Source organism: Flaviaestuariibacter amylovorans, assembly GCF_039541815.1.
GTDB classification, from domain to species: Bacteria; Bacteroidota; Bacteroidia; order Chitinophagales; family Chitinophagaceae; genus Flavisolibacter; species Flavisolibacter amylovorans.
The window spans coordinates 225,249-248,457 of record NZ_BAABGY010000016.1 but is presented as its reverse complement, the minus strand read 5'-3'; the positions used below and the strand labels follow the sequence as shown (position 1 = coordinate 248,457).

The following is a 23,209-nucleotide window of genomic DNA, read 5'->3' as shown; positions in this document are numbered from 1 at the left end:
GAGCATTTGAATAAATGAGGGGGCTGACGCCGGCTGCGGATCTACCCCATATAATAAGTCGGTCATGTAGTCATATATTCAAGTTCCTGCTTTAAGACAGTCTCCCTTCGTAAGAAAAGGATCGATCTAAGTGCCCCCTTCGGGGGACAGGGGGCCGGGGCCGGGCAGTAATATGTGAAACGTGGCGCCTTCGCCGGGCTTGCTCTCCGCCCAGATGCTGCCGCCGTGGTTCTGCACCACCTTGCGGCAGAGGGCGAGGCCGATGCCGGTGCCGCCGTAGGCTTCGCGCTGGTGCAGGCGCTGGAACATCAGGAAGATGCGCTCCGCGGATTCGGGGCTGAAGCCGATGCCGTTGTCGCTGAACGAGATGCCGTACCAGGTGCGGTGCGCGTCGAGCTCCGGGTGCGCGGCGCGGTCGGCATCGGTGAGGATGCGGCAGCGGACGCGGATCTCGGGCGTGGCCCCGGGCAGCACGAACTTGAGCGCGTTGTTCATCAGGTTGTAAAACAGCTGGTGCATCTGGTGCGGCACGGCCCGCATCGTGGGCAGCGCATCGGAGCTCACCCGCGCGCCCTTTTCCTGGATCACGAGCTCGAGGTCCGACTGCACGGCGGCCAGCACCTCGTCGAGGTCCACCTCGGTAAACTGCTCGGCCTTGTTGAGCGAGGCGTAGTTGAGCACGTCGCGCAGGGCGGCGCTCATGCGGCGGGCCGAGGCGCTCACCTTCTCGAGGCGCGCCGCCGCCGCTTCCGAGAGCTGCGTGTGGGTGTCGGACTTTACCATGTCGGTGAAGATGAGGATCTTCCGCAGCGGCTCCTGCAGGTCGTGGTGCGACACGTAGGTGAACTGCTCCAGCTCCTCGTTCGAGCGCTTCAGGCGGGCCACCAGCTCCTCCTGCCGCAGCTGGGCCTCCTTGATCGGCGTAACGTCTGTAAATACGTTGATGAGGCGGTCCTCGTCCATCTTGGCCACGGCGAGCTCGATCCAGCGGCCCGTGGGCTCCACGAAGTACTGGGTGATGAAGGGCGTGCCGGTGCGCAGGGTTTCGAGTGCCTGCACGAATAGCGGGCTTTCGAGAATGCCCGGCAGGTTTTCCGAAACGGTGCGGGAGAGCGCCAGCTCAAGGGGCAGCCCGGTGTGCTTCGCTGAGATCTCGTTGGCCATTACCGTGCGCGCGTCCACGATGGTGCCGGCCGCGTCGCGGATCATTTCGGTTACCGAAATACCGCTCGGCGAATGCCGCAGGATGTTGTCGAGCATGTTCTTCTGCTGCTCGATCCGGATGGCAGCCTGGCGCTGCGGGGAGATATTGTTGAACGTGACCACGACGCCGTTATCGCCGCGTTTTACGGCCGATATATCGAACCAGGAGTTCAGATCCTGGTCGGCCGAATAGATCTCTTTGCGCTCGGGTTGCCCGGTCTGGAGCACGCGCCGGTACAGGTCAAAAACGCCGCTCTTGTCGGTGCCCGGGAAATAGCTCCGGTAGTTTTTCCCGACGATGCTTTCGTCGAGCCCCACGATGGTGGTAAAGGCCTTGTTGATCTTGACGATGCGGAAGTCGGACACCGTTCCGGCCGGACCCGGCACCGCATCGAGGGCCATCACGGCGTTGATGGAGGCGTCCAGTATGCTGTTGGCGAATTCGGATTGTTTTTCCACGGCTTCCTGCGATTCCTTCAGCTCCGTGATGTCGGAGAGCGTGCGCAGAAAGCCATCCTGCAGTGGCGTCACCGTTACCCAAAGCCATTTGCCGGTGGCCGGCACATGTTGCTGCCAGGCTTCGGAGCGTCCCTGCTCCACCACGTCCACGTAGCGGCCGAAGTCATCTTCCAGCCCGTACAGCCCGAGCAGCTCGGTGAGGCGGAGGCTTTCGCGCTGTTCCGTAGTAATACCGGTGAGCTCGGTCACCTGCGCGTTGTAGTAGAGCATGCCGAAGTCTACGATGCGGCCCGCCTCGTCGCGGATGGAGGTGTACACCATCATGCCGATGGGCGCGCTGTCGACGACGCCGCGGATCTGGTTCCGGGCCTCGGTGAGCTGCTGTGTGCGTTCGGCCACCTTTTCCTCGAGGCGCTCCTCGGCGCGCTTCTGCTCGTCGATGTCGGTGGTGGTCCCGTACCAGCGCAGGATGTTGCCGTACGCGTCTTTCATGGGTGTGCCGCGGGCCACGAACCAGCGGTAGGTGCCGTCGTGGCGGCGTACGCGGTATTCCACGTCGTAGCTGGCCTGCTGCCGCAACGCGTTTTGCCAGGCTGTGGCGGTATCGGCAACGTCGTCGGGGTGGAGTGTCCTGATCCATCCTTCGCCGGTGAGCTCCCCGAAGGGCACGCCGGTGTATTCGGTCCACATGCGGTTGAAATAGGAGGCATAGCCGTCGGACTCGGTGGCCCATACGAGCTGGGGCATCATATCGGTCACGAAGCGCAGCTCGCGGTTGGCCTCCTGCAGCTGCGTTTCGATGGCCCCCTGCCGCAGCAGGGCTTCGCGCATTTCGATCTGGTGCATCGTCATCCACGCAAACTGCTCGAGCAGGCGGGTGTTGGCTTCCGAGAACGTGCGCGGCTTTGTGTCTACGAGGCAAACGGTGCCGATCTGGTGGCCATCGGGAGTGATGAGCGGGGCGCCGGCATAAAAGCGGATCCCGCCTTCGGTGGCTACGTAGGTGCCGTTGGCAAAGCAGGCGTCGGCGTGTGCATCTTCGATCACCAGGGGGCTCGGGCTGAGGATCGTGTGGGAGCAGAGGCTGTCTTCGCGGAGGACCTCCGGGAGCGGGAACCCGCCATAGCGCGACTTGAAGTGCACCCGCTCCTGGCCCACGATGGAAAGAAAGGCGAGCGGCATGTCGAATACCTGGGCCATCATCTCCGTGATCTTGTCGAACACCGCCTCCGGCGGCGTGTCGAGGATCTGATACCGACGCAGGGCTTCGAGGCGCTCAGGGTCGTTAACGGGTATAAGCGACTTGATGAGGGATTCCACGTTTTCGTTTGATTAAGGGGAGTCGAAAATACAACACGGACGGGCGTTTCGCTCAATTATTTGGGTACGAGCTCAGTGAACGATCCGGATGTTTCGCTTCCTGATATAATGATGCCACACGATCATGGTGGCGATGGAGCGCCAGGGCCGGAGCGGTGCTGCCCATTCCAGTGCGCGCTCTTTGCTGATCGTATCCCAGCCCTTCACCATTTTGATCCCGTTCATGAGCGCGAGGTCGCCTGTGGGGAAGAGGTCGGTGCGTCCGAGGGAGTGGAGCAGGTAGATGTCGACGGTCCAGTCGCCGATGCCTTTAAGGGCCGTGAGGCGGCGGCGCACTTCGTCGTCGGGCAGGGCTTCCATGTCTTTGAGTACGATCGTCCGTTTTTGCAGCGCCTCGGCGAGCCCGCGCACGTAGGCCATCTTCTGCCGGGTGAAGGAGCAGGCGCGCAGCTCTTCGTCGGTGAGCGCCAGTAGTTTTACGGGTGTCGGCAACCCGATCTTTTCCTCCAGCCGCTTGAAGGCGGCATAGGCCGATTGCAGCGACACCTGCTGCTCCAGGATCGTAAGTACGAGCGTCGCAAATCGGTTTGGCCGCGTCCAAAGCGGCGGGTAACCATGGGTGTCGATCACCGTCTTCAGGTCGGCATCGCGCTCCGCAACGGCATCACAGAGTTGGTGGAAGTTTTCGGCGTTGAACGAGTTCAAGGGTTTAGGAGGTTTAGGGGGTTTAGGGGGTTTAGGGGGTTTAGAAGGTTTAGGGGGTTGGTTTTGAAAGGTTTTAAGGTTGTTAAGTTCTTAAGGTTTTGAAGGTTTGAGCGGTTCAGAAGGGTTCAGAAAAGTTCAGAAGGGTTTAGGAAGGTTGGCGGCGGAAGCAACTCCATCCTGACATTTGAGGTGGCACCTTTAGTATAACCGACGAACAAAAGAAAAGGTCGTCTTTAAACGACCCTTTACCCGCCTCCGCTGCGCTTCTGCGGGCGGAGCCAATAAACCAATAGACTAATAAACCAATAAACGCGCGCAGCGCTACGCCTTGGCTTTGAATTTGGCGATGGCCTCTTTCGTAAAGCTGCTCAGCACGAGGCGGCCGGAGATCTCGGCGCGGGAAGAGAGGAGCTCGTCCCAATGCTCGGTGCCTTTCCAGAAGATGCCCTTGAGCTCCCGCATGGCCTCGGGAGAGGAGTGTGCAAGCTGGTTGGCGAGGCGGGCGATGGATTCGTCCATGCCTTCGGCGGTGGGGTGTACCTCCGCAAAAAGGCCCTTGCGCTTGGCCCATTCGGCGTTGCGCCACATGGAGGCATCGATGGCGAGCTGGCTGAAGGCCGAGGTGCCGATCTTGCGCTCCACGGCCGGGCCCACCACGAAGGGGCCGATGCCTACGGCGAGCTCGCTGAGCTTCACCTCGGCGCCTTCGAGCGCGATGGCATAATCGACCGCCGATGCAAGACCTACACCGCCGCCCACGCACTTGCCCTGGATGCGGCCGATGACGAGCTTCGGGCACTTGCGGATAGCGTTGATGACCTCGGCAAAGCCGCTGAAAAAGGTAAAGCCCGCTTTCTCGTCCTGGATCTGCGTGAGCTCGTCGAAGGAGGCGCCGGCGCAGAAGGCCCGCTCGCCGGCCGAGCGCAGCACGATGACGCGGGTTTCAGGATCCAGGCCCGCGTCGTGGATCTCGTGGGCGAGTGCCGACAGGATGCGGCGCGGCAGCGAATTGCTCTGGGGATGAAAGAACTCGATCGTCGTAATACCCTTGTGTGTCTCTACGTGCACATAGCCGTTGATGATGTCCTTGCTCATGGTAGGGAGTCTTTGATTCGAAGTTAAAAATTAGTTGCGGCCCGTCTCGTTTTGGGGAAGTCAAAATTCAAAAGTCAAAAATCAAAAAAGCTTCCGGGTGGTAAGCGGCTGTCCCGTTTCGTAGGGCCTGCTGCAGCAACCGTTTTTGACTTTTTAATTTTGACTTTTGAATTTGCTACCCCTCGCGCCGTTTCACCATCGTGAGGATGGTCGCCACGCCCGTGTGCTCGCCGGTTTCGTCGAGCATCTCCACGAGCCATTTCACGATGCCCTTCGGGATGTCGGTGGCCTCGCGCTGGTCCTGCGGGATCTTCTCCTTGCAGGTAAAGCGGATGGTGAGCTCGGCGCCGGGGTACACGGGCTTGGTGAAGCGCAGCTCGTCGATGCCGTAGTTGAGCAGCACGGGACCGAGGTCGGAGCCGTCCACAAACAGGCCTGCGGCGGCCGAAAGCACGAAGTAGCCATGCGCCACCTGTCCTTCGAACATGGTGCCGCTGAAGTCGGTGTCTTTTTTATGCGCGTAAAAGTGGTCCCCGCTGAGGTCGGCGAAGGCGTCGATATCGTCGGCGGTAATGACGCGCTTTTCCGTCACGATCTGGTCGCCCACCTCGAGCTCCTCGTAGTATTTGCGGAAGGGGTGCACACCGGGGTCCTTACCCTTGCCGCCGGCCTGGTAGGTGCCGGTGATGGCGGTGAGCATCGTGGGCGATCCCTGCACGGCGGTGCGCTGCAGGTAGTGCTTCACGCCGCGGGTACCGCCCATCTCTTCGCCGCCGCCGGCGCGCCCGGGGCCGCCGTGCACGAGCAGGGGCAGGGGGGAGCCGTGGCCGGTGCTTTCCTTCGCGCACTCCTGGTTGAGCACGAGGATGCGGCCGTGGTGCGTGGCCGCGCCCACCACGAAGTCGGTGGCGATGCGGGCGTCGGCGGTCACGATGGAGCAGCAGAGCGAGCCCTTGCCTTTCTTCGAAAGCAGGATGGCGTCGTCGACGTCTTTATAAGGCATCACGGTGCTCACGGGACCGAAGCACTCGATGTCGTGCACGGCCTCGTTGCGGAAGGGATCGCTTTCGAGCAGGAGGAGCGGGGAGAGGAAGGCGCCCTTCTGCGCGTCGGCGTCCAGTACTTCTACGGAGTCGAGCGAGCCGTACACGAGCTGCGCGGTGGCGAGCAGCTGCTGCACGTTCTTCCGCACGTCGTCGCGCTGGCCCGTGGAGGCGAGGGCGCCCATGCGCACCTTCTCGTTGAGCGGGTTGCCGATGGCGGTTTGCCCGAGTGCCTTACCAAGCGCGATATACACGTCTTCGAGCACGTTCTCGGGGGCGAAGATGCGGCGCACGGCCGTACACTTCTGCCCGGCCTTGACGGTGATCTCCTTGCGTACTTCCTTGATGAAGAGGTCCCACTCGGGCGAGCCGGGCGCCACGTCGGTGCCGAGCACGATGCAGTTGAGCGAGTCGGCCTCCATGTTGAACGGGACGCTCTCTTCGTGGATGCGCTTGTGTGCCTTCAGCATGAGCCCCGTTTTCTTGGAGCCGGTGAAGGTCACTACGTCCTGGCTCGTGACGTGGTCGAGCAGGTCGCCGGCGCCGCCGCAGAGCACCTGCAGGGATCCTTCGGGCAGGATACCGCTTTCGATGATGGCGCGGGCCACGGCCTCGGTGAGGTAGGCGGTCATCTGCGCGGGCTTCACGATGGCGGGCATCCCGGCGAGCCAGTTGACGGCGCACTTCTCGAGCATGCCCCACACGGGGAAGTTGTAGGCGTTGATGTGCACGGCCACGCCTTCCTTCGGCACGAGGATGTGGTGGCCCATGAAGGTGCCTCCCTTCGAGAGGCCGATGGGGTCGCCGTCGGTGCACCAGGGGAGGTCGGGGAACTTGCGGCGGAGCGAGGCGTTGGCGAAGAGGTTGCCGATGCCGCCTTCGATGTCGATCCAGGCGTCGGCGCGGGTGGCGCCGGAGTGGTAGGAGATGGCGTAGAACTCTTCCTTGCGGCCCATGAGGTAGGTGGCGAGGGCGCGGAGGCGGCGGCCCCGCTCGTGGAAGGTCAGCTTGCGGAGGGCGGGGTTGCCCACGGTGCGGCCGTATTCGAGGGCGCCGGCAAAGTCGAGGCCCTCGGTAGTGGCGGCGTAGATGGGGGCGCCGGTTACGGCATCGAGGAGTATCTGTCCGTCGCCGTCGCCGGTGATCCAGCGTCCGGAGACATAGTTTTCGAGCTTTTTCATATAGCGTGAGTGATGAGTGCGCGCAATTTACGGCGGGAAAGAACGCCGGCCGGGCCCTTTTCTGTGCGCGGATCCCCTCCAGGGCTACCCGGTGGCCTGCCCCGGCGCCCGGGGTGCACTTGTGTTTTTGTAAGGGGAGAAGGGGCCTAAAAGTGGCTCCGGGAGCCGGTTCTTCGCCGGTTTTGATTATATTTGTCCTTTCGGTTTAGAAGTCATTTAGCAAGCAAACATGGTTAACATTATACTTTTTGGCCCTCCGGGGAGTGGAAAAGGTACGCAATCTGAGCGCCTCGTAGAGAAGTTCGGGCTCGTGCACCTCTCCACCGGCAACCTCCTTCGCCAGGAGATCGCAGACAAGACACCGCTTGGCCTCGAGGCGCAAAGCATCATGGCACGCGGCCACCTCGTACCCGACGAGGTCGTGATCGCGATGATCGATTCCTGCCTCGAGAAGCACGCCGATGCGAAGGGGTTTCTGTTCGACGGCTTTCCGCGCACCGTAGCGCAGGCCGAAGCCCTCGACAAGCTGCTCTCCGTGCGTAAGACCGCCATCAGCAAGCTCCTTGCCCTCGATGTGTCGGAAGGCGAGCTCGTGCAGCGCCTGCTGAGCCGTGGCCGCTCCGACGATACCCGCGAGACCGTGATGAACCGCCTCAACGTGTACCGCAGCGAGACCGAGCCGGTGGCCTCTTACTATGCCAAGGCCGGCAAGCTCGAGCACATCCAGGGAGAGGGATCCGTCGAGGAGATCTTCGCCGCCATCAGCCAGCGCATCGTTCCGTATATGGAAGCAGTGCGGGTGGAAGAATAAATACGTTTGAAGGTTGGGGTTTGAAGTTTGATGTTGCCGCACCCATTTAGCGGGCGGCACCTGACTTCAAACCCCACACATCAAACATCAAACTCCCTCGATGGACCACGCCAATAAGCGCACGTTTTTACTCGGGCAGTTCGTGCCCCTGCTGCAACAGATCCCTTCCGATACGCTTCCGCACTGGGGCAAGATGACCCTGCAGCAGATGACCGAGCATTTTTCCGATTACGTGCGGCTGGCCGCGGGCAAGATCGTGCCGAAGGAAATGGTGACGCCGCCGTCCCAGTTGCCGCAGATGCTGGCCTTCCTGGAAAGCGAGAAGCCTTTCCGCGAGAACACCCCCAACCCGCTGATGCCCGAAGTGCCCGCCCCGGTCCGCAACCGCTCCATAGCAGAGGCCTTCGCCGAGCTCCAGGGCGCGCTCGATCAGTTCGACGCCACCTTCGCGGCCAATCCCCACCTCACTACGCTCAATCCCTTTTTCGGCGACCTCAACTTCCAGCAGAACGTGCAGTTGCTCTACAAGCACGCCACGCACCACTTGCGGCAGTTCGGCGTTACCATCGGGTGACCCATCCCCCGGCCCCTTCCCCGGCCCCTTCCCAAAGGGAAGGGGTGACTCTGTGGTACTTCACTACGGTTTGCAAGCTGTTCGCCGCGGGATCATTCTTTCAGAAAACACGCCTGGCGCGCCCTACGATGTCCAGCATCACTCCAGTGTAGTCCATCGTCTCCTCATGATCGTACCAATCGGATCGTATCACGGCGGTAGTGGGTCTGTCGCCACGGCATCCGCGCTGATCGTATCGATCATATAGATCCGCGTGCTTTCTCTCCTTGCGCATTACCCCATTACCCCATTACCCCATCAGCACATTAACACATCAACAGCAATCTGCCGGGCCGTACGCGCCGTATCTTTAGGGAACACGAATACCATGAAACGGATCCTTGTCCTCCTGCTGTTGTCGACCTTCATGCAGCAATGCAGCTACTCGCAAAAACGCAATAAAGAAGCCATGTCTACCGAAAAGAAAGCGCCGGTATACTCGAATACCGACACGTCGAAAGTGCAGCTGCCAGACGCGGACTGGCGCAAGTACCTCTCGCCCGACGCCTATGCCGTAGCGCGGGAAAAAGGCACCGAGCGGCCGTGGAGCTCGCCGCTGGAAGGCAACAAGGAGAAGGGCAATTACTACTGCGCCGCCTGCGGCAACGCGCTCTTCGTGAGCGATACCAAGTTCGACAGCGGCTGCGGATGGCCTTCGTTTTACCAGCCCGTGAGCAAGGGCAGCATCATCTATACCCCCGACCGCTCGCACGGCATGGAGCGCACCGAGGTGCAGTGCGGCCGCTGCAAGGCCCACCTCGGCCACGTGTTCGACGACGGCCCGCCGCCCACCGGCCTGCGCTATTGCATCAACGGCGTGGTGCTGGATTTCAAGAAGGCCGAAGCAGCCGCGAAGGCCTTCGACGAGAAGAAAGGGCAGTGAGAGCGGGAATCGGCAATCGGGAATCGGCAATGCGTCCCTATGGCGATCGGGAGCGGTGTGCTGATGGCAGCTATGCGTATGGCCTCGTACGTCTTACGGCGATTGCTTCGAAACCGGACGACAGGGCCGGGGATGGGAAACACGGTCTCGAATAGCTGTATTCGCGACGTCTTCCACCAATCCCATCTCCGCACCGGTATGCGCACCCTGTCTGGCCGCTATCCGTACTGTTGCCGCCGCTTCCCTTGCCCATGCTCTGGGCGATTGAACCCACATGGCTGACGTTCTCACGCCTCACCCGCTCACTCGCTCACCCGCTCACTTGCTCACCCGCTCACGCTTCACGCTTCACGACTCCCGATACGCCCATCGCTGCTCATCGCTTCACCGCTCCATTCACGATTGCCGATTCCCGATTGCCGATTCCCGCATATGCCGTATGTTAGATGCCCTAATCCCTCTTCTGCTATGACCCGCATCCTGTACGCATTCCTTGCCCTGATCACCTGCCTGGGGGCACACGCGCAACAACGCGTCTCGCTCGACCAGTTCAAGAACTGGAAGCCCCGCAACTTCGGTCCCTCCTCCATGAGCGGCCGCGTCACCACCATCGACGTCGTGCTCAGCGATCCCAACACCTGGTATATCGGCGCGGCCTCGGGCGGCGTGTGGAAGACCTCCAATGCCGGCGGCTCCTGGACGCCCCTCTTCGACGAGCAGCCCACCCTCAACATCGGCTCCCTCGCCATCCAGCAGTCCAACCCCAACATCGTGTGGGTAGGCACCGGCGAAGGCAACCCGCGCAACTCCATCAACATCGGTGAAGGCATCTACAAGACCCTTGACGGCGGCCGCACCTGGAAGCGCATGGGCCTCGAGAAGACCCGCAACATCCACCGCATCCTCATCGACCCCACCAACCCCGACGTGGTATATGCCGGCGTCATCGGCAACCCCTACGCCGAGCACCCCGAGCGCGGTGTGTACAAGACCACCGACGGCGGCAACAGCTGGAAGCAGGTGCTCTACACCAACGACACGTCGGGCGTCGGCGATATGGTGATGGACCCCTCCAACCCCAACAAGATCCTCGTCAACATGTGGCAGCACCGCCGCACGCCGCACTCCTTCAAGAGCGGTGGCCCCGGCTCGGGACTCTACCTTACCATGGATGGCGGCACCACCTGGAAGAAGCTCGGCAAGGAAGACGGCCTCCCGGGCGGCAACCTTGGTCGCTGCGGCCTCGCCTTTGCCCGCTCGCAGCCCACGCGCGTGTATGCCCTCGTTGAAGCCGAAAAGAACGGCCTGTATAAAAGCGACGACGGCGGCTTCAAGTGGGAGCTCATCACCGCCGAGCCGCGCATCGTTACCAACCGTCCCTTCTACTTCCAGGACATCGCCGTGGACACGAAGAACGAGAACCGTATTTATTCGATACACGACATCGTGGAAGTGAGCGAGGACGGCGGCCGCAGCTTCCGCACGCTGCTGCCCTACTCCGGCATCCACCCCGACCACCACGCCTGGTGGATCTCGCCCGAGGACCCCAACTTCATCCTCGACGGCAACGACGGCGGCATGGGCATCACCCGCGACCGCGGCCGCAGCTGGACCTTCCCCGAAGGCCTGCCGCTCGGGCAGTTCTACCACGTCAACGTCGACAACGAAATGCCGTACAATGCCATGGGCGGCCTGCAGGACAACGGCTCCTGGCACGGCCCCGCCTACACCTGGACCAACGGCGGCATCCGCAACTACTACTGGAACAACGTGGGCGGCGGCGACGGCTTCGACGTGATGCCCGACCCCGAGAACGCCGACTGGGTATACAGCATGAGCCAGCAGGGCTACCTCAACCGCATGAACTGGAAGACCGGCGAGCGCTGGTTCCTCCGCCCGCCCACCACGGACCTCAGCCAGAAGTTCCGCTTCAACTGGAACGCCGGCATCGCGCAGGATCCCTTCGACAAGAACACGATCTACTTCGCCTCACAGTACGTGCACAAGAGCACCAACAAGGGCGCGAGCTGGACGATCATCTCGCCCGACCTCACCACCAACGTGCCCGCGCAGCAGAACCAGGACGAGAACGGCGGCCTCACGCTCGACGTGACCGGTGCGGAGAACTACAACACCATCCTCGCCATCGAGCCCTCGCGCCTCGACCGCAACGTGCTGTGGGTGGGCACCGACGACGGTAACGTGCAGCTCACGCGCGACGGCGGCAAGACCTGGACCAACTTCCGCGGCAAGATCCCCGGTATGCCCGTGGGCGCCTGGATCCCGCAGGTACGCGCCTCGCGCTACAATGCCGGCGAAGTGTTCGTGGTGGCCAACGACTACCGCCGCGGCGACTTCAAGCCGTATATTTTCCGGACCACCGATTACGGAAAGACGTGGACGAGACTCGTGGACGAAAAGAAAGTACGCGGCTATGCGCTGTGCATGATCCAGGACCCGGCGCAGCCCAACCTGATCTTCGTAGGCACCGAGCACGGCCTCTGGGTATCGCTCGACAACGGCGCCAACTTCCAGCAATGGAAGAACGGCTACCCGAGCGTGTCTACTTACGACCTCGCCATCCAGGAGCGTGAGGCCGACCTCGTGATCGCCACCTTCGGCCGCTCGCTCTGGGTGCTCGATGATATCCGTCCGCTGCGCCAGCTGGCCGCAGCCAATGGCACCGTGGCTCCGAAGCGGCTGATGGCCTATGCGGCGCCCGACGCCATCCAGGCACAGTACCGCCTCGCGCCCGGCTACGAATGGAGCACCTACGGCATCTACGACGCACCCAACCGCCCGCGCGGCGCGCAAATTTCCTACTGGGTCACCCCGTCGCGTGACACGGCCGTGAAAGTTTCGGACAGCTTGAACGTGCGCATCTACAACGACCGCAACGAGCTTGTGCGCAGCCTCAAGTGGAAGGCCGACAGCGGCTTCAACCGCCGTACCTGGTTCATGGAAGAAAAAGGCTACCGCTCGCCGGGCTCGCAGAAGCCGCGCCCGAATGCGCCGGAGATCCCCGGCCTGCAGGCAATGCCCGGCACCTATAAGGTAGTGCTGACGCTGGGCAAGGAATCCGATTCCACGATGGTGACGCTGCGCGACGACCCGCGGCTCAACAAGCCCGCCACCGCACGTGCGTCTCAGCGCCGCCTGATGGAGGAGCTCCGTAAAACTACGGATCGCCTTACCGAGGCCATGGACCGCCTCGCCGAGTCGGAGGAGGCACTGGGCAAGATCAGCAGCAGCCTCCGCGGCCTCGAAGGCAAGGAAACCGACTCGCTGCGCAAGGCCACTACGCGCATGCAGGACTCCATCAAGGTGCTGCGCGAATACATCGGCGGCAAGAAGAACGAGAAGCAGGGACTTTCCCGCGACAACGATATGACGGTACTTGCCGGCATCCAGCTGGCACAAGGCTATATCATGAGCAAGAGCGCCGCGCCCGGCGAGCAGGAGCACGCCCTCGTGGCCAACGCCGGCAAGCTGATCGACGCCGCCGTGGAGCGCGTCAACGCGTTCTATGCCATGCACTGGAAAACGTACCGCAAGCAGTACGAGGCAACGCAGGTCAATCTCTTCAAAGAGTATGAGCCGATCAGGTAAAGTTTATTGGTTTATTAGTTTACTGGTCAAAGGCCGTCTCGTAAGAGGCGGCCTTTGACGTCATTGCGATCCGCCAGCTGGCGGAGAAGCAATCTCCTCCGTTACGCAGAGTGCTCCCTAGTGCTACCGCTATGGAACACACCGCAAGTTGTGAAGATTGTCCCGAAGCTTCGGGACGCTGCGCTCTCAATGACCTATTCGACCCAGCCAGAAGCGATACACTCACTTATGCTTCGCGACGCCCACCTGCCGGCAATACTCCAGCACGGGGCAGGTGGAGCAGAGCGGGATCGCCTTGCAGATATGCTTGCCGAAGGGCATGAGCAGGCGGTTGATGTCGACCCGGCGCGCCTCGGGTACGAGTGCCTCCAGGGCGATCATCGTTTTCTCCGGGGTCTTCGTCTGCACATAACCCCAGCGGTTGACCACGCGGTGCACATGTATATCTACGGAGATGCCGCCCTTGCCGGTAGACACGCCGATGGCCAGGTTGGCGCACTTGGGGCCGACGCCTTTCAGCGAGGTAAGCACGTGGTAATCCGCGGGCAGCGCTCCTCCGTATTGTTCCTCGGCCACGCGCGCGATCTCCAGCATCGTTGCCGCTTTTTGTCCGGGAAACTGCGTGCCGTAGAGCAGGTCTGCAAGTTCGCCGTGTGTCAGCCGCAGCAGCTCTTTCGGCGTGCGGGCGTTTGCGTAGAGCTTCTCGGAAAGGGGGATGGTGGTCTCGTCGAGGGTACGGATGGAGATGAGGCAGGAGAGCAGCTGCTCGAAGACTGTGGTATAGCCGCGCTCGTAGAGGGCGAACATCGCCGCCTTCGGGTAGGGCGCAATAGCCTTTTCGATGCGCTGCAACATGACCTTCAGGTCGAAGGGCTTTTTCTCCATAAGCCGGTGTGTGCAACTATGGGGCCGCCTGCATGCGGCATCCGTCCTATCTTTAACCCTAAACCGACCCGATGCGCCGCTTGCTCGCCTCCTGCCTCGCCAGTTTTCTCGCCTTTGCCGCAACTGCCCAGGACAGCACCTACGTGCTCAAGGAGATCGGCTGGACACTGCGCGTGCCCGCCGGCTTCAAGCCGGAGAGCGTTGCGCAGCAAGAGGCCGACGGACGCGAAGGCGCTGCGCTGATCAAAGAATCGACGGGACTGACGCTGGACGACTCGGAAATGAAGACGCTGCTGAGCGTAGCGCGCGATGAGTACAATTCCTTTAACGTGACGATCCGTCCTTTCGACTCCACTACGGAAGGCCCCTACCCGCAGGCTACCGCCGAGATGAAGCCACTGCTCTACAAGACCCTGCGCGACCAGGTCCCGGATGTCCGGATCGATTCGTCGACGACGCAGGTGCTCGTGGGTGGCCTCCCCTTCGACCGGTATGCGGTGGTAGTGCATATGACGGAAGGCAAGAAGATGCACATGGTGGTGTACTCGCGCCTGCACCTCGGCTACGATATGGGCATTACCTACCTGACCCTGGAAGAAGCGGCCCGCCAGAAGATCGAGGCGGCACTGCGCACGTCGAAATTTACGGCAGTGCCCGCGCGGCCCAAGGCAGTCCTGAACAACAAGCCCGCGCAGCGATAAGCACTTCTCCGCCCTGAACCCTCATACCCATGGCCTATATCATGGTGGACGTGGAGGCCGATGGCCCCATCCCCGGACCTTACTCGATGATCTCCTTCGGCGCCGTGCTGGTGCAGGCCCCCCTCGACAAAAAATTCTACGGGCAGCTGCGTCCGGTTTCCGACCAGTACATACCGGAAGCCCTTGCCGTATCGCGCCACACGCGCGAAGAGACCCTCCGCTTCGACGACCCACAGGATGTGATGACGCGCTTCGCGGCCTGGGTAAAGGAAGTGGCGCCGAAAGGCCGCCCGCGCTTCGTGTCCGACAATGGCTTCGACTGGATGTTCATGTGCTGGTACTTCCACCGCTTCACCGGCAGCAACCCGTTCGGGCATTCCTCCATGAACCTCGGCTCGCTTTATAAAGGCTGTGTGCACGACACCTTTAAGAACTTCAAGCACCTGCGTCGCACCGTGCACGACCATCATCCCGTGAACGATGCCACCGGCAATGCCGAGGCGCTGCTGGCGATGAAAGAGGCGTTTGGGCTGAAGATCAAATTGGACTAGGCCCCCTGTCCCCCCAAGGGGGCACTTAGGTAGATCAGTCTTTTCTTTCTACACCTTTTCCTAAAGTGGTTTTGTGCGAAAGCCCCGCATTAAGTAGCCCTATTCTATTGAAGGCACTGTGACGATGATAGGCGGGCAGGAGCGAATGAACGCAGATTATATATGATTGATACGATGATCGCGGATATTCGTTCCTATAGCTTAACGCTTTCTCTCTCGAGCTTTTTCGCCTGTAAGATTTTTTAGTACGATGAGGCAGGCTGGACTGAAACGACTTCTATTACAAATAGAAAAATAGACGAATAGACACTGTCTCCTTAGCCCCTTTCCCCGTCCGCCGTAGCCTTAGCGAAGGCGGGTCTTAGCGGTGAAAAAACACTTCTTCTCCTTTTCCCGCCTTTCGTTCGCTATTCCCTGTTCCTTGTTCCCTGTTCGATTGTTTTTTCGATCGCGCTCCAGACGCCTTCCGCCGTTCGCTCCCACGTAAACTGCTCCGCCTGGCGGAAGCCCTCCTGCACGAGGCGGGCGCGGCCGTCCTCGTCCTTGTAGATGTACATCATCATTTCCGCGATGGAGGCCGGCTCCTTAGGGTCGAAGTAGAGGGCAGCGTCGCCGCCGATCTCGCTCATCGACGTGTGTTGCGAGGTGAGCGCGGGCACGCCGCATTTCATGGCTTCGAGCACCGGCACTCCGAAGCCCTCGAAGAACGACGGGTATACGAGTGCATAGGCCGCTCCGATGAGGCGCACGAGCTCGGCCTCGTCCACGTAGCCGGTAAGCACCACGTCGTCGCGGAATTTGTACGTCGCGAGCAGCTTCATCAGCTCGTCGTTCTTCCAGGCCATGCGACCGGCGAGTACGAGCTTCCAGTTGCTGCGCTGCCGCTTTTTAAAGAGCGAGAAGGCCTTCAGCAGGTTGACGATGTTCTTGCGCGGCTGCAGGGCGCCGGCATAGATGAAGTATTCGCGGCCTTCGGTGTACTGTGCCTTCACGGCCTCCTGCGCTTCATAGGGCAGGGGGCGGAAGCTTTCCTTGACGGCGCTGTAGACGACGGTCAGCTTTTCATCGGGCACCCCGTATTGCTGCTGCAGGTCGCGGCGGGAGAACTCGGATACGGTGGCCACCTGCCGGGCGCGGCGCACGAAGCGCGGGAGGCGGCGGCGCAGGTAGCCGAGGTGGATGCGTTTGTAGGCCTCAGGCTGGTGCAGGAAGCCAAGGTCGTGCACCACGAGGCATTGCGGCACTTTGGTGGTGAGGGAGGCGTAGCCGTCGGGCGATACAAACACGTCTGCCTTGATGCGGCGCAGCAGCAGCGGCACCTTCAGGTCGAACCAGAGGCGCCAGAGGATCGGGTGGCGGGCCGGCGGCGACACCACGATGGGGGTGATATTGGGGCCGAACACAAAGCGCGGGTCGTACGGGCGGTCGAACAGGAAATAGAACCGGTGCTCCGGGTGGGCGGCAGCGATGCGGCGGAACACTTCCTGCACGAAGTAACCGACGCCCTCGAGGTGGTCGGCCAGCAGCGTACGGGTATTGACGGCAATGATCATCGGGGCGCAAAGATAAAGCGGCCCTCCTCCCGCGGTACCGGAACTTGGCGATCGGCACCGTGCCAAAAACGGGTTATCCACAGGCGCTCCCTGTTGCGTAACGGGCTGATTTTGGGGAAATTATCCCTCTTTAAGGCCGTGTTGTCCCATAAATTCCCCATTTATGGCTGAGCTTGCCGGTTTCAGAAGGGGCAAAACCCGTTTTAACAAATTGGCACCGGGTTTGTTTTATCCCTTGCAGAAGTTTTGGTGCTTCACCCTTAATCTTACAAACCTTGTAATAAAGAGCCTCTTAGGTGGAAGAGGATGGTGGCTTGTAAAAGGGGCCTTGGTTCGGGGCCCCTTTCTTTTTTCTGTTCCTGCAAGCCGATCTGTAGATCTTGACGCTACAAACCAACATTTACTTACATTTGCCCGCACACCGTTCCAGTACCACTTTATTTTCGCGGCCATCTTTAACAACTGCAGGCCGACGATCACGAACGGACGACACTCCCAAATTCTTTTATCCCTACCATGGAATATAACACCGGAAGAGTACCGCTGATCATCCGTGAATATGGCCGCCACATCCAGAAGATGGTGGACCATCTCCTGACCATTGAGGACCGCGAGCGCCGCCAGCGCCAGGCCAACGTGGTGATCGAGCTCATGGGTTTCCTGAACCCGCACCTGAAGAACATCGAAGACTTTCGTCATAAGCTCTGGGACCACCTGTTCCTCATTTCCGATTTCAAGCTCGACGTGGATTCTCCCTACCCGATCCCGACGCGCGAAGAGCTCATGGCCCGCCCTGACCCCCTGCCTTACCCGAAGCGCCACCCGCGCTACTCGCACCTCGGTAAGAACATCGAGCTCGTGATCGACAAGGCCCTCGCCGAAGAAGAGCCGAACAAGCGTCAGGGCTTCGCCAACGCCATCGCTTATTACATGAAGCTCGCCTACAACACCTGGCACAAAGACGCGGTGCACGACGACGCCATCCAGCAGGAGCTCGCCAACATCACGAAAGGCCAGCTGGAGTTCAACAACTCGGGCTACGTAAAGCAATACCATCCCTCGCAGGACCGCGAGCAGCGGCCCCCGCAACGCTACGGCAAGCAGAACCGCGGCGGCTTCAAGCGCAACAACCAGCAGCCTCCCCAGCAGCCGGGCCAGAACAGCGGCGGCGGCGGCGGAAAGCGGAACAACAACAAGTACGGCAAGAAGCGCTACTGATCGTGAAGCGTGAAGCGTCAATCGTGAATGGCTGACGCAGGACGTGAATCGTCAATCGTGAAAGCTTACGCCTGATAACGAAGAACGGATGCCACCGGCATCCGTTCTTCGTTACCGCGCATCGCGGATTCACGATTGACGATTGACGATTGACGATTCACGATCCCTGCTCCCGCCGTATATTGCCCCCGCACAAAACCACACTTCCACATGGCTTCATTCGAAGTACAAGGCGGCCGCCGCCTCCAGGGCTCCATCATCCCGCAGGGCGCCAAGAACGAGGCGCTGCAGATCATCAGCGCCGTGCTGCTGACACCCGAGCTCGTCACGATCAGCAACATTCCCGATATCCTCGACGTCAATAACCTCATCGACCTGCTGGCAGGCATGGGGGTGAAGGTGAACCGGATCGACCGCCAGACCTGCACCTTCCAGGCCGACGACGTGGACCTCAACTACCTGCGGCGCGACGAGTTCAAGAGCAAGAGCGGACACCTGCGCGGATCGGTGATGTTTGCCGGGCCGATGCTGGGCCGCTGGAAGAAAGCTTTCATCCCGAAGCCCGGCGGCGACAAGATCGGCCGCCGCCGCCTCGACACGCATATCCTCGGCTTCGAAAAGCTGGGCGCCGAATTCTCTTACTTTCCCGAAGACGGCTTCTTCTACTTCACCACCGAAGGCCTCAAGGGCACCTACCTGCTGCTCGACGAGCCCTCCGTCACCGGCACCGCCAACATCATCATGGCCGCCGCCCTCGCCGAAGGCACCACCACCATCTACAATGCCGCCTGCGAGCCTTATATCCAGCAGCTCTGTCTCATGATCAACAATATGGGCGGCAAGATCTCGGGCATCGGCTCCAACCTGCTCACGATCGACGGTGTGGAAGCACTGCACGGCACCGAGCACCGGATGCTCCCCGACATGATCGAGATCGGCTCCTTCATCGGCCTTGCGGCCATGACGCAGAGCGAGCTCACCATCAAGGATGTGCGTCTCGACCAGCTTGGCGTCATCCCCGACCGCTTTCAGCAGCTCGGGATCCAGATGAATTTTGTGGGCGACGACATCCACATTCCCGCGCAGGACCTCTACGAGATCGTGACCTATATGGACGGCGGCGTGCTCACCATGTACGACCATCCCTGGCCCGGCCTCACCCCCGACCTGCTCTCCATCATCCTGGTAGTGGCCACGCAGGCTAAGGGCTCGCTCCTCGTGCACCAGAAGATGTTCGAGAGCCGCCTCTTCTTCGTGGACAAGCTGATCGACATGGGTGCCCGGATCATCCTCTGCGACCCGCACCGCGCCACCGTGATCGGCCTCGGCCGCCAGCACCGCCTCCGGGGCATCAGCATGAGCTCGCCCGACATCCGCGCCGGCGTGTCGCTCCTCATCGCGGCCCTCTCCGCCGAAGGCACGAGCGTGATCCAGAACATCGAGCAGATCGACCGCGGCTACCAGTACATCGACACGCGCCTCAACGCGCTGGGCGCCGAGATCCGGAGGCTGTGAGTCAAAATTCAAAAGTAAAAGGTCAAAAGGGCTGCTTCATTTCGAAGCGGCCCTTTTTTGTCCGCAGGTACCGTGCGTTGTGAAGGCCGGCAGGAATAATTAGTAAGGGCCGCACAGAGACGACCCTTACTAATTTACTAATAAACGGATAGACCAATAAACATCACCGCACCCACTCGATCTTCTCTTCCAGCGGAGCGCGCTCCTTGGCGGGAGAGGGTGCCGCTACGGCGCCGATGTAGAAGAAGCCCATCAGGGTGTCGTCGGGGCCGAGGCCGAAGAACGACTTCGCGCTTTCCTTGTACGTGACGCCGCCGGTGGTCCAGTAGCCGCCGAGGCCGTAGGCCGTTACGGTGAGGTACATGTTCTGCACCGCGGCCGACACAGCGGCGATCTCCTCGATCTCCGGGAATTTCTTGTTCGGGTCGCGCTTCAGGCAAAGGGCGATCACCGCAGCCGCTTTCAGCGGGTTGGCACGCAGTCCCTCGTAGGTAGCGGGCTTGCAGTTGTCGCCGGCTTCAGTCTTATACAGCTCCGATTGGAACTCCGCGAGCTTCTGGCGGCCGTCGCCTGTGAACACCACGAACTTCCAGGGCTGCAGGTTGCCGTGGCTCGGCGCCCAGGTGGCGTTCTCGAGTACCTGCTTAATGACGGCCTCGTCTACGGATGTGTTGGGATCATATTGCTTCGGGAACACCGAGCGGCGCTCGCGGATGAGGCGGTTGATATCGTCGATGGGAAATGACATGGGTTTTGTTTTGCCGCGAAGGTCGGGTGGGGCGCGCAGAAAACGCGGAAAACGCGGAAGACGTTTGATTTGTTTTCGGAGTTGTCTTTTTTGTTCGTACAGCCTTTCGTCGCCGACAGCTTTAGGTCGATTAGTTCCGCTAAAAATGGAAGCAGTTCGAGGGTGGCCGCTCTAATTATAAAACGCGGAAAGAGAGATGGCCGGTTCTGGTTCAGAAAGGACTACCCTCCCGATGGGCGATCAGCAATCGTTTACCCCGCCGCCCTCGCGGCGGCTTTTCCGCGTTTTATCAAAAAAACGGGCTCCATCATGATGCTACCGCCTTTATACGAAATGATTGGACTGAGGCCCTGCGCATCAGGGCCGCGACAACCCTTTGGTACTGCTGCGCTACGGCAAAAAATTTTTCAGCGCTTTCCGCGCTTTCTGCGTGCCCTTCATGTAAAAAGCGGACACGATGTTTTTCGTAGAAGCCCGCTGGTGGGTAGCCGTGGCCTTTGACTACCAATTAACTAGGGGGCCGTAACCGGCCTGCGTTGCTTTGTCTCAAATCGAAGCGATGAAGAAGATGACCCTGGTCTTTGTGCTGCAGGCAGCCGCGATCGCCGCCGTTGCCCAGGCGCCGGGCGGCAACCTGTCTGTGACCGTCACCAATGAAGCCGGCAGCGCCCTCGAAGGCGCTACCGTAGAAATACGTAAATCGAAAGACTCCGCGCTCGTGAAGACCGCCCTCACTGACCGCTCGGGGGCTGCTTCCGTGGAGCGCCTCGCCGCCGGCACCTACCTGCTCCGCGTGTCGATGACCGGCCACGCACCGGCCTGGTCGCCCCTGTTCTCTGTTTCCGAAGGCGGCAACACCACGGTGCCCGCACTGCGCCTCGCCGCCGGTGCCGCCAAGGAGCTGCAGGGCGTTACGGTGGCAGCGCGCAAACCCTTTATCCAGAAACTCTCCGACCGCATCGTGGTGAACGTGGAGAACAGCATCCTGAGCGCCGGTGCCTCGGCCCTCGAGGTGCTCGAGCGCGCACCCGGCGTTACGCTCGACCAGAACGACGCCATCTCCCTCCGCGGCCGCAGCGGCGTCATCATCATGATCGACGGCAAGCCGACGCCCATGACGGGCTCCGACCTCGCCAACTACCTGAAAGGCCTGCCCTCCAGCGCCATCGAGCGGATCGACATCATCACCAACCCTTCGGCGAAATACGACGCCGCCGGCAACTCCGGCATCATCGACATCCGCCTCCGCAAAGACCAGCGCCTCGGCACCAACGGCACCCTCACTGCCTCCTACGGGCAAGGCTTTCTCCCGAAGACCGCAGCCGGCGGCTCGCTCAACTACCGCAACAAGGCCGTTAACCTGTTCGCCAACTACAATTTCGCGTACCGCGAGCACCTCAACCACCTGTTCATCCACCGCCGCTTCTTCGAGGAGGGTGTGGCCAGAGGCTCCGACAAAAAGGATAATTACGCGAAGATGCCGGTGAGCAACCACACGGTTCGCGTGGGTGCCGACTTCTTCCCGTCGAAGAACACCATCATCGGGTTCGTGGTCAACTCCAACTTCACGCACTTCCGCCGCCGCGCCGACATCAAGACCAATGTGTTCGATTCGCTGGGCCGCCCCGACTTCAACTTCCTGTCGCTGGGCACCAACAACGACCACAACGACAACGCCGTCGGCAACATCAACCTGAAGACGAAGCTCGACTCCAACGGCCGCGAGCTCACCGCCGACATCGACTATGGCTCCTTCCGCACGAGCTCGATCACCCGCACCGGCAGCAACTTCTACAACCTCGACGGCACGCCGAAGCGCGCCCCCGACATCCTCGACGGCGACCAGCAGGGAACGCTGCGGCTGGCAACCGCCAAGGTGGATTATACGCACCCGCTGGGCAAAGGCGCGCGCCTCGAGGCGGGCCTCAAGACCTCCTACGTATCGTCGGATAATGATGCGCGCTTCTACAACGTATATGGTACGAGCCGGCCGGTGGACACTACCAAAACGAACCGCTTCTTTTACGAGGAATACAACAACGCCGCCTACCTCAATGGCAGCAAGGAATGGAAGAAGTGGTCGCTGCAGGTGGGGCTCCGCGGCGAGCAGACCAATGTGCGCACGCGCCAGGCCAAGGATGGGCGCCGCTTCCGCAACGACTATTTCCAGCTGTTCCCCTCGGCCTTCCTGAACTACAAGGTATCCGACGATAAGACGATCGGTGTATCCGTGAGCCGCCGCATCGACCGGCCGGGCTATTCCCAGCTGAATCCCTTCCTGTTCCAGATCGATGCCACCATCTACTCCACCGGTGCGCCACAGCTGCTGCCGCAGTTCACCTGGTCGTACGAGGCGAGCTATACCGTAAAGGGCCTGAACTTTACCCTGGGCTACAGCCGCACGAAGAACCCGCAGTCGACCGTGCTCTCGCCCATCCTCGACGTGATCCCCACCTTCGAGATCGAGGCGGGCAAGGATTCCAACATTACCGTACAAATACCGGTCAACCTCGTTTCGTCAGACTACGTAGGACTGACCGCGACGCTGCCCTGGCGCGTGCGTCCCTGGTGGAACCTGATGGGCAACGTGAACGTCTACTACACCCACTTCAACGGCAATATCGGCGGGGCGCAGCTCTCCAACGGCGCACCGGCCGCCAACATCCGCATCAACAATACGCTCACGCTGCCGAAGGGCTGGGGCGCGGAGGTTAATGGCTTCGTCAATACCGGCGGCCGTACCGACTACATGGTGATGCAGCCGCAGTGGAGCCTCTCGGCCGGCGTGCAGAAGTCGGTGCTGCAGGGCCGGGGCACCGTGCGCCTCAACGTGAACGACATCTTCCTTACCAACCTGCCGCGCGCCACCGTAACCTACGAAGGCCGCTATATCGAGCACTGGAATGCCGTGCGCGACAGCCGCGTGGGTACCCTGAGCTTCAACTACCGCTTCGGCAACAACAAGGTGGCCGCCGCCCGCCGCCGCAGCACCGCCTCCGAAGAAGAGCGCCGCCGCGCTGGCGGGTAAGCCCTCCCCCTCCCTCTTGGGGAGGGCCGGGGAGGGGTCGAAGAAATACGGACCAACTCTTTCTCAGTGCATATATGTGCGACGCCCG

General features: G+C 61.1%; 16 protein-coding genes. 9 read left to right on the top strand and 7 right to left on the bottom strand.

The window, feature by feature from the left end:
- Positions 1 to 126: 126 nt before the first annotated feature.
- From ABD937_RS20825 to paaZ, 4 genes are all read right to left on the bottom strand, one after another.
- The gene (locus ABD937_RS20825) at positions 127 to 2,982 is read right to left on the bottom strand and encodes a PAS domain-containing protein (RefSeq protein WP_345257881.1); all 2,856 of its coding nucleotides are present in this window, start codon (positions 2,980 to 2,982) and stop codon (positions 127 to 129) included.
- Between the two features lie 72 nt (positions 2,983 to 3,054).
- Positions 3,055 to 3,687: a DNA-3-methyladenine glycosylase family protein gene (locus ABD937_RS20820; protein ID WP_345257880.1), complete on the bottom strand. Its 633-nt coding sequence runs from the start codon at positions 3,685 to 3,687 to the stop codon at positions 3,055 to 3,057.
- Between the two features lie 321 nt (positions 3,688 to 4,008).
- Positions 4,009 to 4,782, bottom strand: a complete 774-nt coding sequence (locus ABD937_RS20815; protein WP_345257879.1) for an enoyl-CoA hydratase/isomerase family protein — start codon at positions 4,780 to 4,782, stop codon at positions 4,009 to 4,011.
- Between the two features lie 175 nt (positions 4,783 to 4,957).
- Entirely contained in the window at positions 4,958 to 7,006 is a 2,049-nt protein-coding gene (paaZ, locus tag ABD937_RS20810; protein WP_345257877.1) for a phenylacetic acid degradation bifunctional protein PaaZ, read from the bottom strand.
- 229 nt (positions 7,007 to 7,235) lie between these two features.
- Between paaZ and ABD937_RS20805 the strand changes: the two genes are divergently transcribed.
- The 4 genes from ABD937_RS20805 (at position 7,236) to ABD937_RS20790 (ending at position 12,922) form a co-directional block, all read left to right on the top strand.
- A complete protein-coding gene (locus tag ABD937_RS20805) occupies positions 7,236 to 7,817 on the top strand; it encodes an adenylate kinase (protein WP_345257876.1) in 582 nt (193 codons plus the stop codon).
- 100 nt (positions 7,818 to 7,917) lie between these two features.
- The gene (locus ABD937_RS20800; protein ID WP_345257875.1) at positions 7,918 to 8,391 is read left to right on the top strand and encodes a DinB family protein; all 474 of its coding nucleotides are present in this window, start codon (positions 7,918 to 7,920) and stop codon (positions 8,389 to 8,391) included.
- Between the two features lie 367 nt (positions 8,392 to 8,758).
- The gene (msrB, locus tag ABD937_RS20795; RefSeq protein WP_345257873.1) at positions 8,759 to 9,313 is read left to right on the top strand and encodes a peptide-methionine (R)-S-oxide reductase MsrB; all 555 of its coding nucleotides are present in this window, start codon (positions 8,759 to 8,761) and stop codon (positions 9,311 to 9,313) included.
- A gap of 468 nt (positions 9,314 to 9,781) precedes the next feature.
- Positions 9,782 to 12,922 carry a WD40/YVTN/BNR-like repeat-containing protein gene (locus ABD937_RS20790; RefSeq protein ID WP_345257872.1) on the top strand — a complete coding sequence of 1,047 codons (3,141 nt, stop codon included), beginning with the start codon at positions 9,782 to 9,784 and terminating at the stop codon, positions 12,920 to 12,922.
- Between the two features lie 222 nt (positions 12,923 to 13,144).
- Here the strand turns inward: ABD937_RS20790 and ABD937_RS20785 are convergent, their stop codons facing one another.
- Entirely contained in the window at positions 13,145 to 13,807 is a 663-nt protein-coding gene (locus ABD937_RS20785) for an endonuclease III domain-containing protein (RefSeq protein ID WP_345257871.1), read from the bottom strand.
- A gap of 71 nt (positions 13,808 to 13,878) precedes the next feature.
- On the opposite strand from ABD937_RS20785, the gene ABD937_RS20780 reads away from it, so the two are divergent.
- A complete protein-coding gene (locus tag ABD937_RS20780) occupies positions 13,879 to 14,508 on the top strand; it encodes a hypothetical protein (protein ID WP_345257870.1) in 630 nt (209 codons plus the stop codon).
- 29 nt (positions 14,509 to 14,537) lie between these two features.
- Positions 14,538 to 15,059, top strand: coding sequence for a 3'-5' exonuclease family protein (locus tag ABD937_RS20775; protein WP_345257869.1), 522 nt, complete (start codon positions 14,538 to 14,540; stop codon positions 15,057 to 15,059).
- Positions 15,060 to 15,466: 407 nt separating this feature from the next.
- Here ABD937_RS20775 and ABD937_RS20770 read toward each other — a convergent pair whose 3' ends face one another.
- Positions 15,467 to 16,612, bottom strand: coding sequence for a glycosyltransferase family 4 protein (locus ABD937_RS20770; RefSeq protein WP_345257868.1), 1,146 nt, complete (start codon positions 16,610 to 16,612; stop codon positions 15,467 to 15,469).
- Positions 16,613 to 17,128: 516 nt separating this feature from the next.
- Here ABD937_RS20770 and ABD937_RS20765 point away from each other — a divergent pair.
- Both ABD937_RS20765 and murA read left to right on the top strand, forming a co-directional pair.
- Positions 17,129 to 17,830 carry a DUF4290 domain-containing protein gene (locus ABD937_RS20765; RefSeq protein WP_345257867.1) on the top strand — a complete coding sequence of 234 codons (702 nt, stop codon included), beginning with the start codon at positions 17,129 to 17,131 and terminating at the stop codon, positions 17,828 to 17,830.
- 210 nt (positions 17,831 to 18,040) lie between these two features.
- Complete coding sequence (gene murA, locus ABD937_RS20760) at positions 18,041 to 19,345, top strand: UDP-N-acetylglucosamine 1-carboxyvinyltransferase (RefSeq protein ID WP_345257865.1); 1,305 nt, start codon at positions 18,041 to 18,043, stop codon at positions 19,343 to 19,345.
- A 163-nt stretch (positions 19,346 to 19,508) separates the two neighbouring features.
- Here the strand turns inward: murA and ABD937_RS20755 are convergent, their stop codons facing one another.
- The gene (locus ABD937_RS20755) at positions 19,509 to 20,093 is read right to left on the bottom strand and encodes a nitroreductase family protein (RefSeq protein ID WP_345257864.1); all 585 of its coding nucleotides are present in this window, start codon (positions 20,091 to 20,093) and stop codon (positions 19,509 to 19,511) included.
- A 559-nt stretch (positions 20,094 to 20,652) separates the two neighbouring features.
- Between ABD937_RS20755 and ABD937_RS20750 the strand changes: the two genes are divergently transcribed.
- The gene (locus ABD937_RS20750; protein ID WP_345257863.1) at positions 20,653 to 23,121 is read left to right on the top strand and encodes a TonB-dependent receptor domain-containing protein; all 2,469 of its coding nucleotides are present in this window, start codon (positions 20,653 to 20,655) and stop codon (positions 23,119 to 23,121) included.
- The last annotated feature ends 88 nt before the right edge of the window (positions 23,122 to 23,209 follow it).

What these genes read in the sequence shown, in the direction of transcription:
- ABD937_RS20815 (WP_345257879.1), bottom strand. Translation starts at nt 4,782, where the DNA reads ATGAGCAAGGACATCATCAACGGCTATGTGCACGTAGAGACACACAAG.
- paaZ (WP_345257877.1), bottom strand. Translation starts at nt 7,006, where the DNA reads ATGAAAAAGCTCGAAAACTATGTCTCCGGACGCTGGATCACCGGCGAC.
- ABD937_RS20805 (WP_345257876.1), top strand. Translation starts at nt 7,236, where the DNA reads ATGGTTAACATTATACTTTTTGGCCCTCCGGGGAGTGGAAAAGGTACG.
- ABD937_RS20800 (WP_345257875.1), top strand. Translation starts at nt 7,918, where the DNA reads ATGGACCACGCCAATAAGCGCACGTTTTTACTCGGGCAGTTCGTGCCC.
- msrB (WP_345257873.1), top strand. Translation starts at nt 8,759, where the DNA reads ATGAAACGGATCCTTGTCCTCCTGCTGTTGTCGACCTTCATGCAGCAA.
- ABD937_RS20790 (WP_345257872.1), top strand. Translation starts at nt 9,782, where the DNA reads ATGACCCGCATCCTGTACGCATTCCTTGCCCTGATCACCTGCCTGGGG.
- ABD937_RS20785 (WP_345257871.1), bottom strand. Translation starts at nt 13,807, where the DNA reads ATGGAGAAAAAGCCCTTCGACCTGAAGGTCATGTTGCAGCGCATCGAA.
- ABD937_RS20780 (WP_345257870.1), top strand. Translation starts at nt 13,879, where the DNA reads ATGCGCCGCTTGCTCGCCTCCTGCCTCGCCAGTTTTCTCGCCTTTGCC.
- ABD937_RS20775 (WP_345257869.1), top strand. Translation starts at nt 14,538, where the DNA reads ATGGCCTATATCATGGTGGACGTGGAGGCCGATGGCCCCATCCCCGGA.
- ABD937_RS20770 (WP_345257868.1), bottom strand. Translation starts at nt 16,612, where the DNA reads ATGATCATTGCCGTCAATACCCGTACGCTGCTGGCCGACCACCTCGAG.
- ABD937_RS20765 (WP_345257867.1), top strand. Translation starts at nt 17,129, where the DNA reads ATGGAATATAACACCGGAAGAGTACCGCTGATCATCCGTGAATATGGC.
- murA (WP_345257865.1), top strand. Translation starts at nt 18,041, where the DNA reads ATGGCTTCATTCGAAGTACAAGGCGGCCGCCGCCTCCAGGGCTCCATC.
- ABD937_RS20755 (WP_345257864.1), bottom strand. Translation starts at nt 20,093, where the DNA reads ATGTCATTTCCCATCGACGATATCAACCGCCTCATCCGCGAGCGCCGC.
- ABD937_RS20750 (WP_345257863.1), top strand. Translation starts at nt 20,653, where the DNA reads ATGAAGAAGATGACCCTGGTCTTTGTGCTGCAGGCAGCCGCGATCGCC.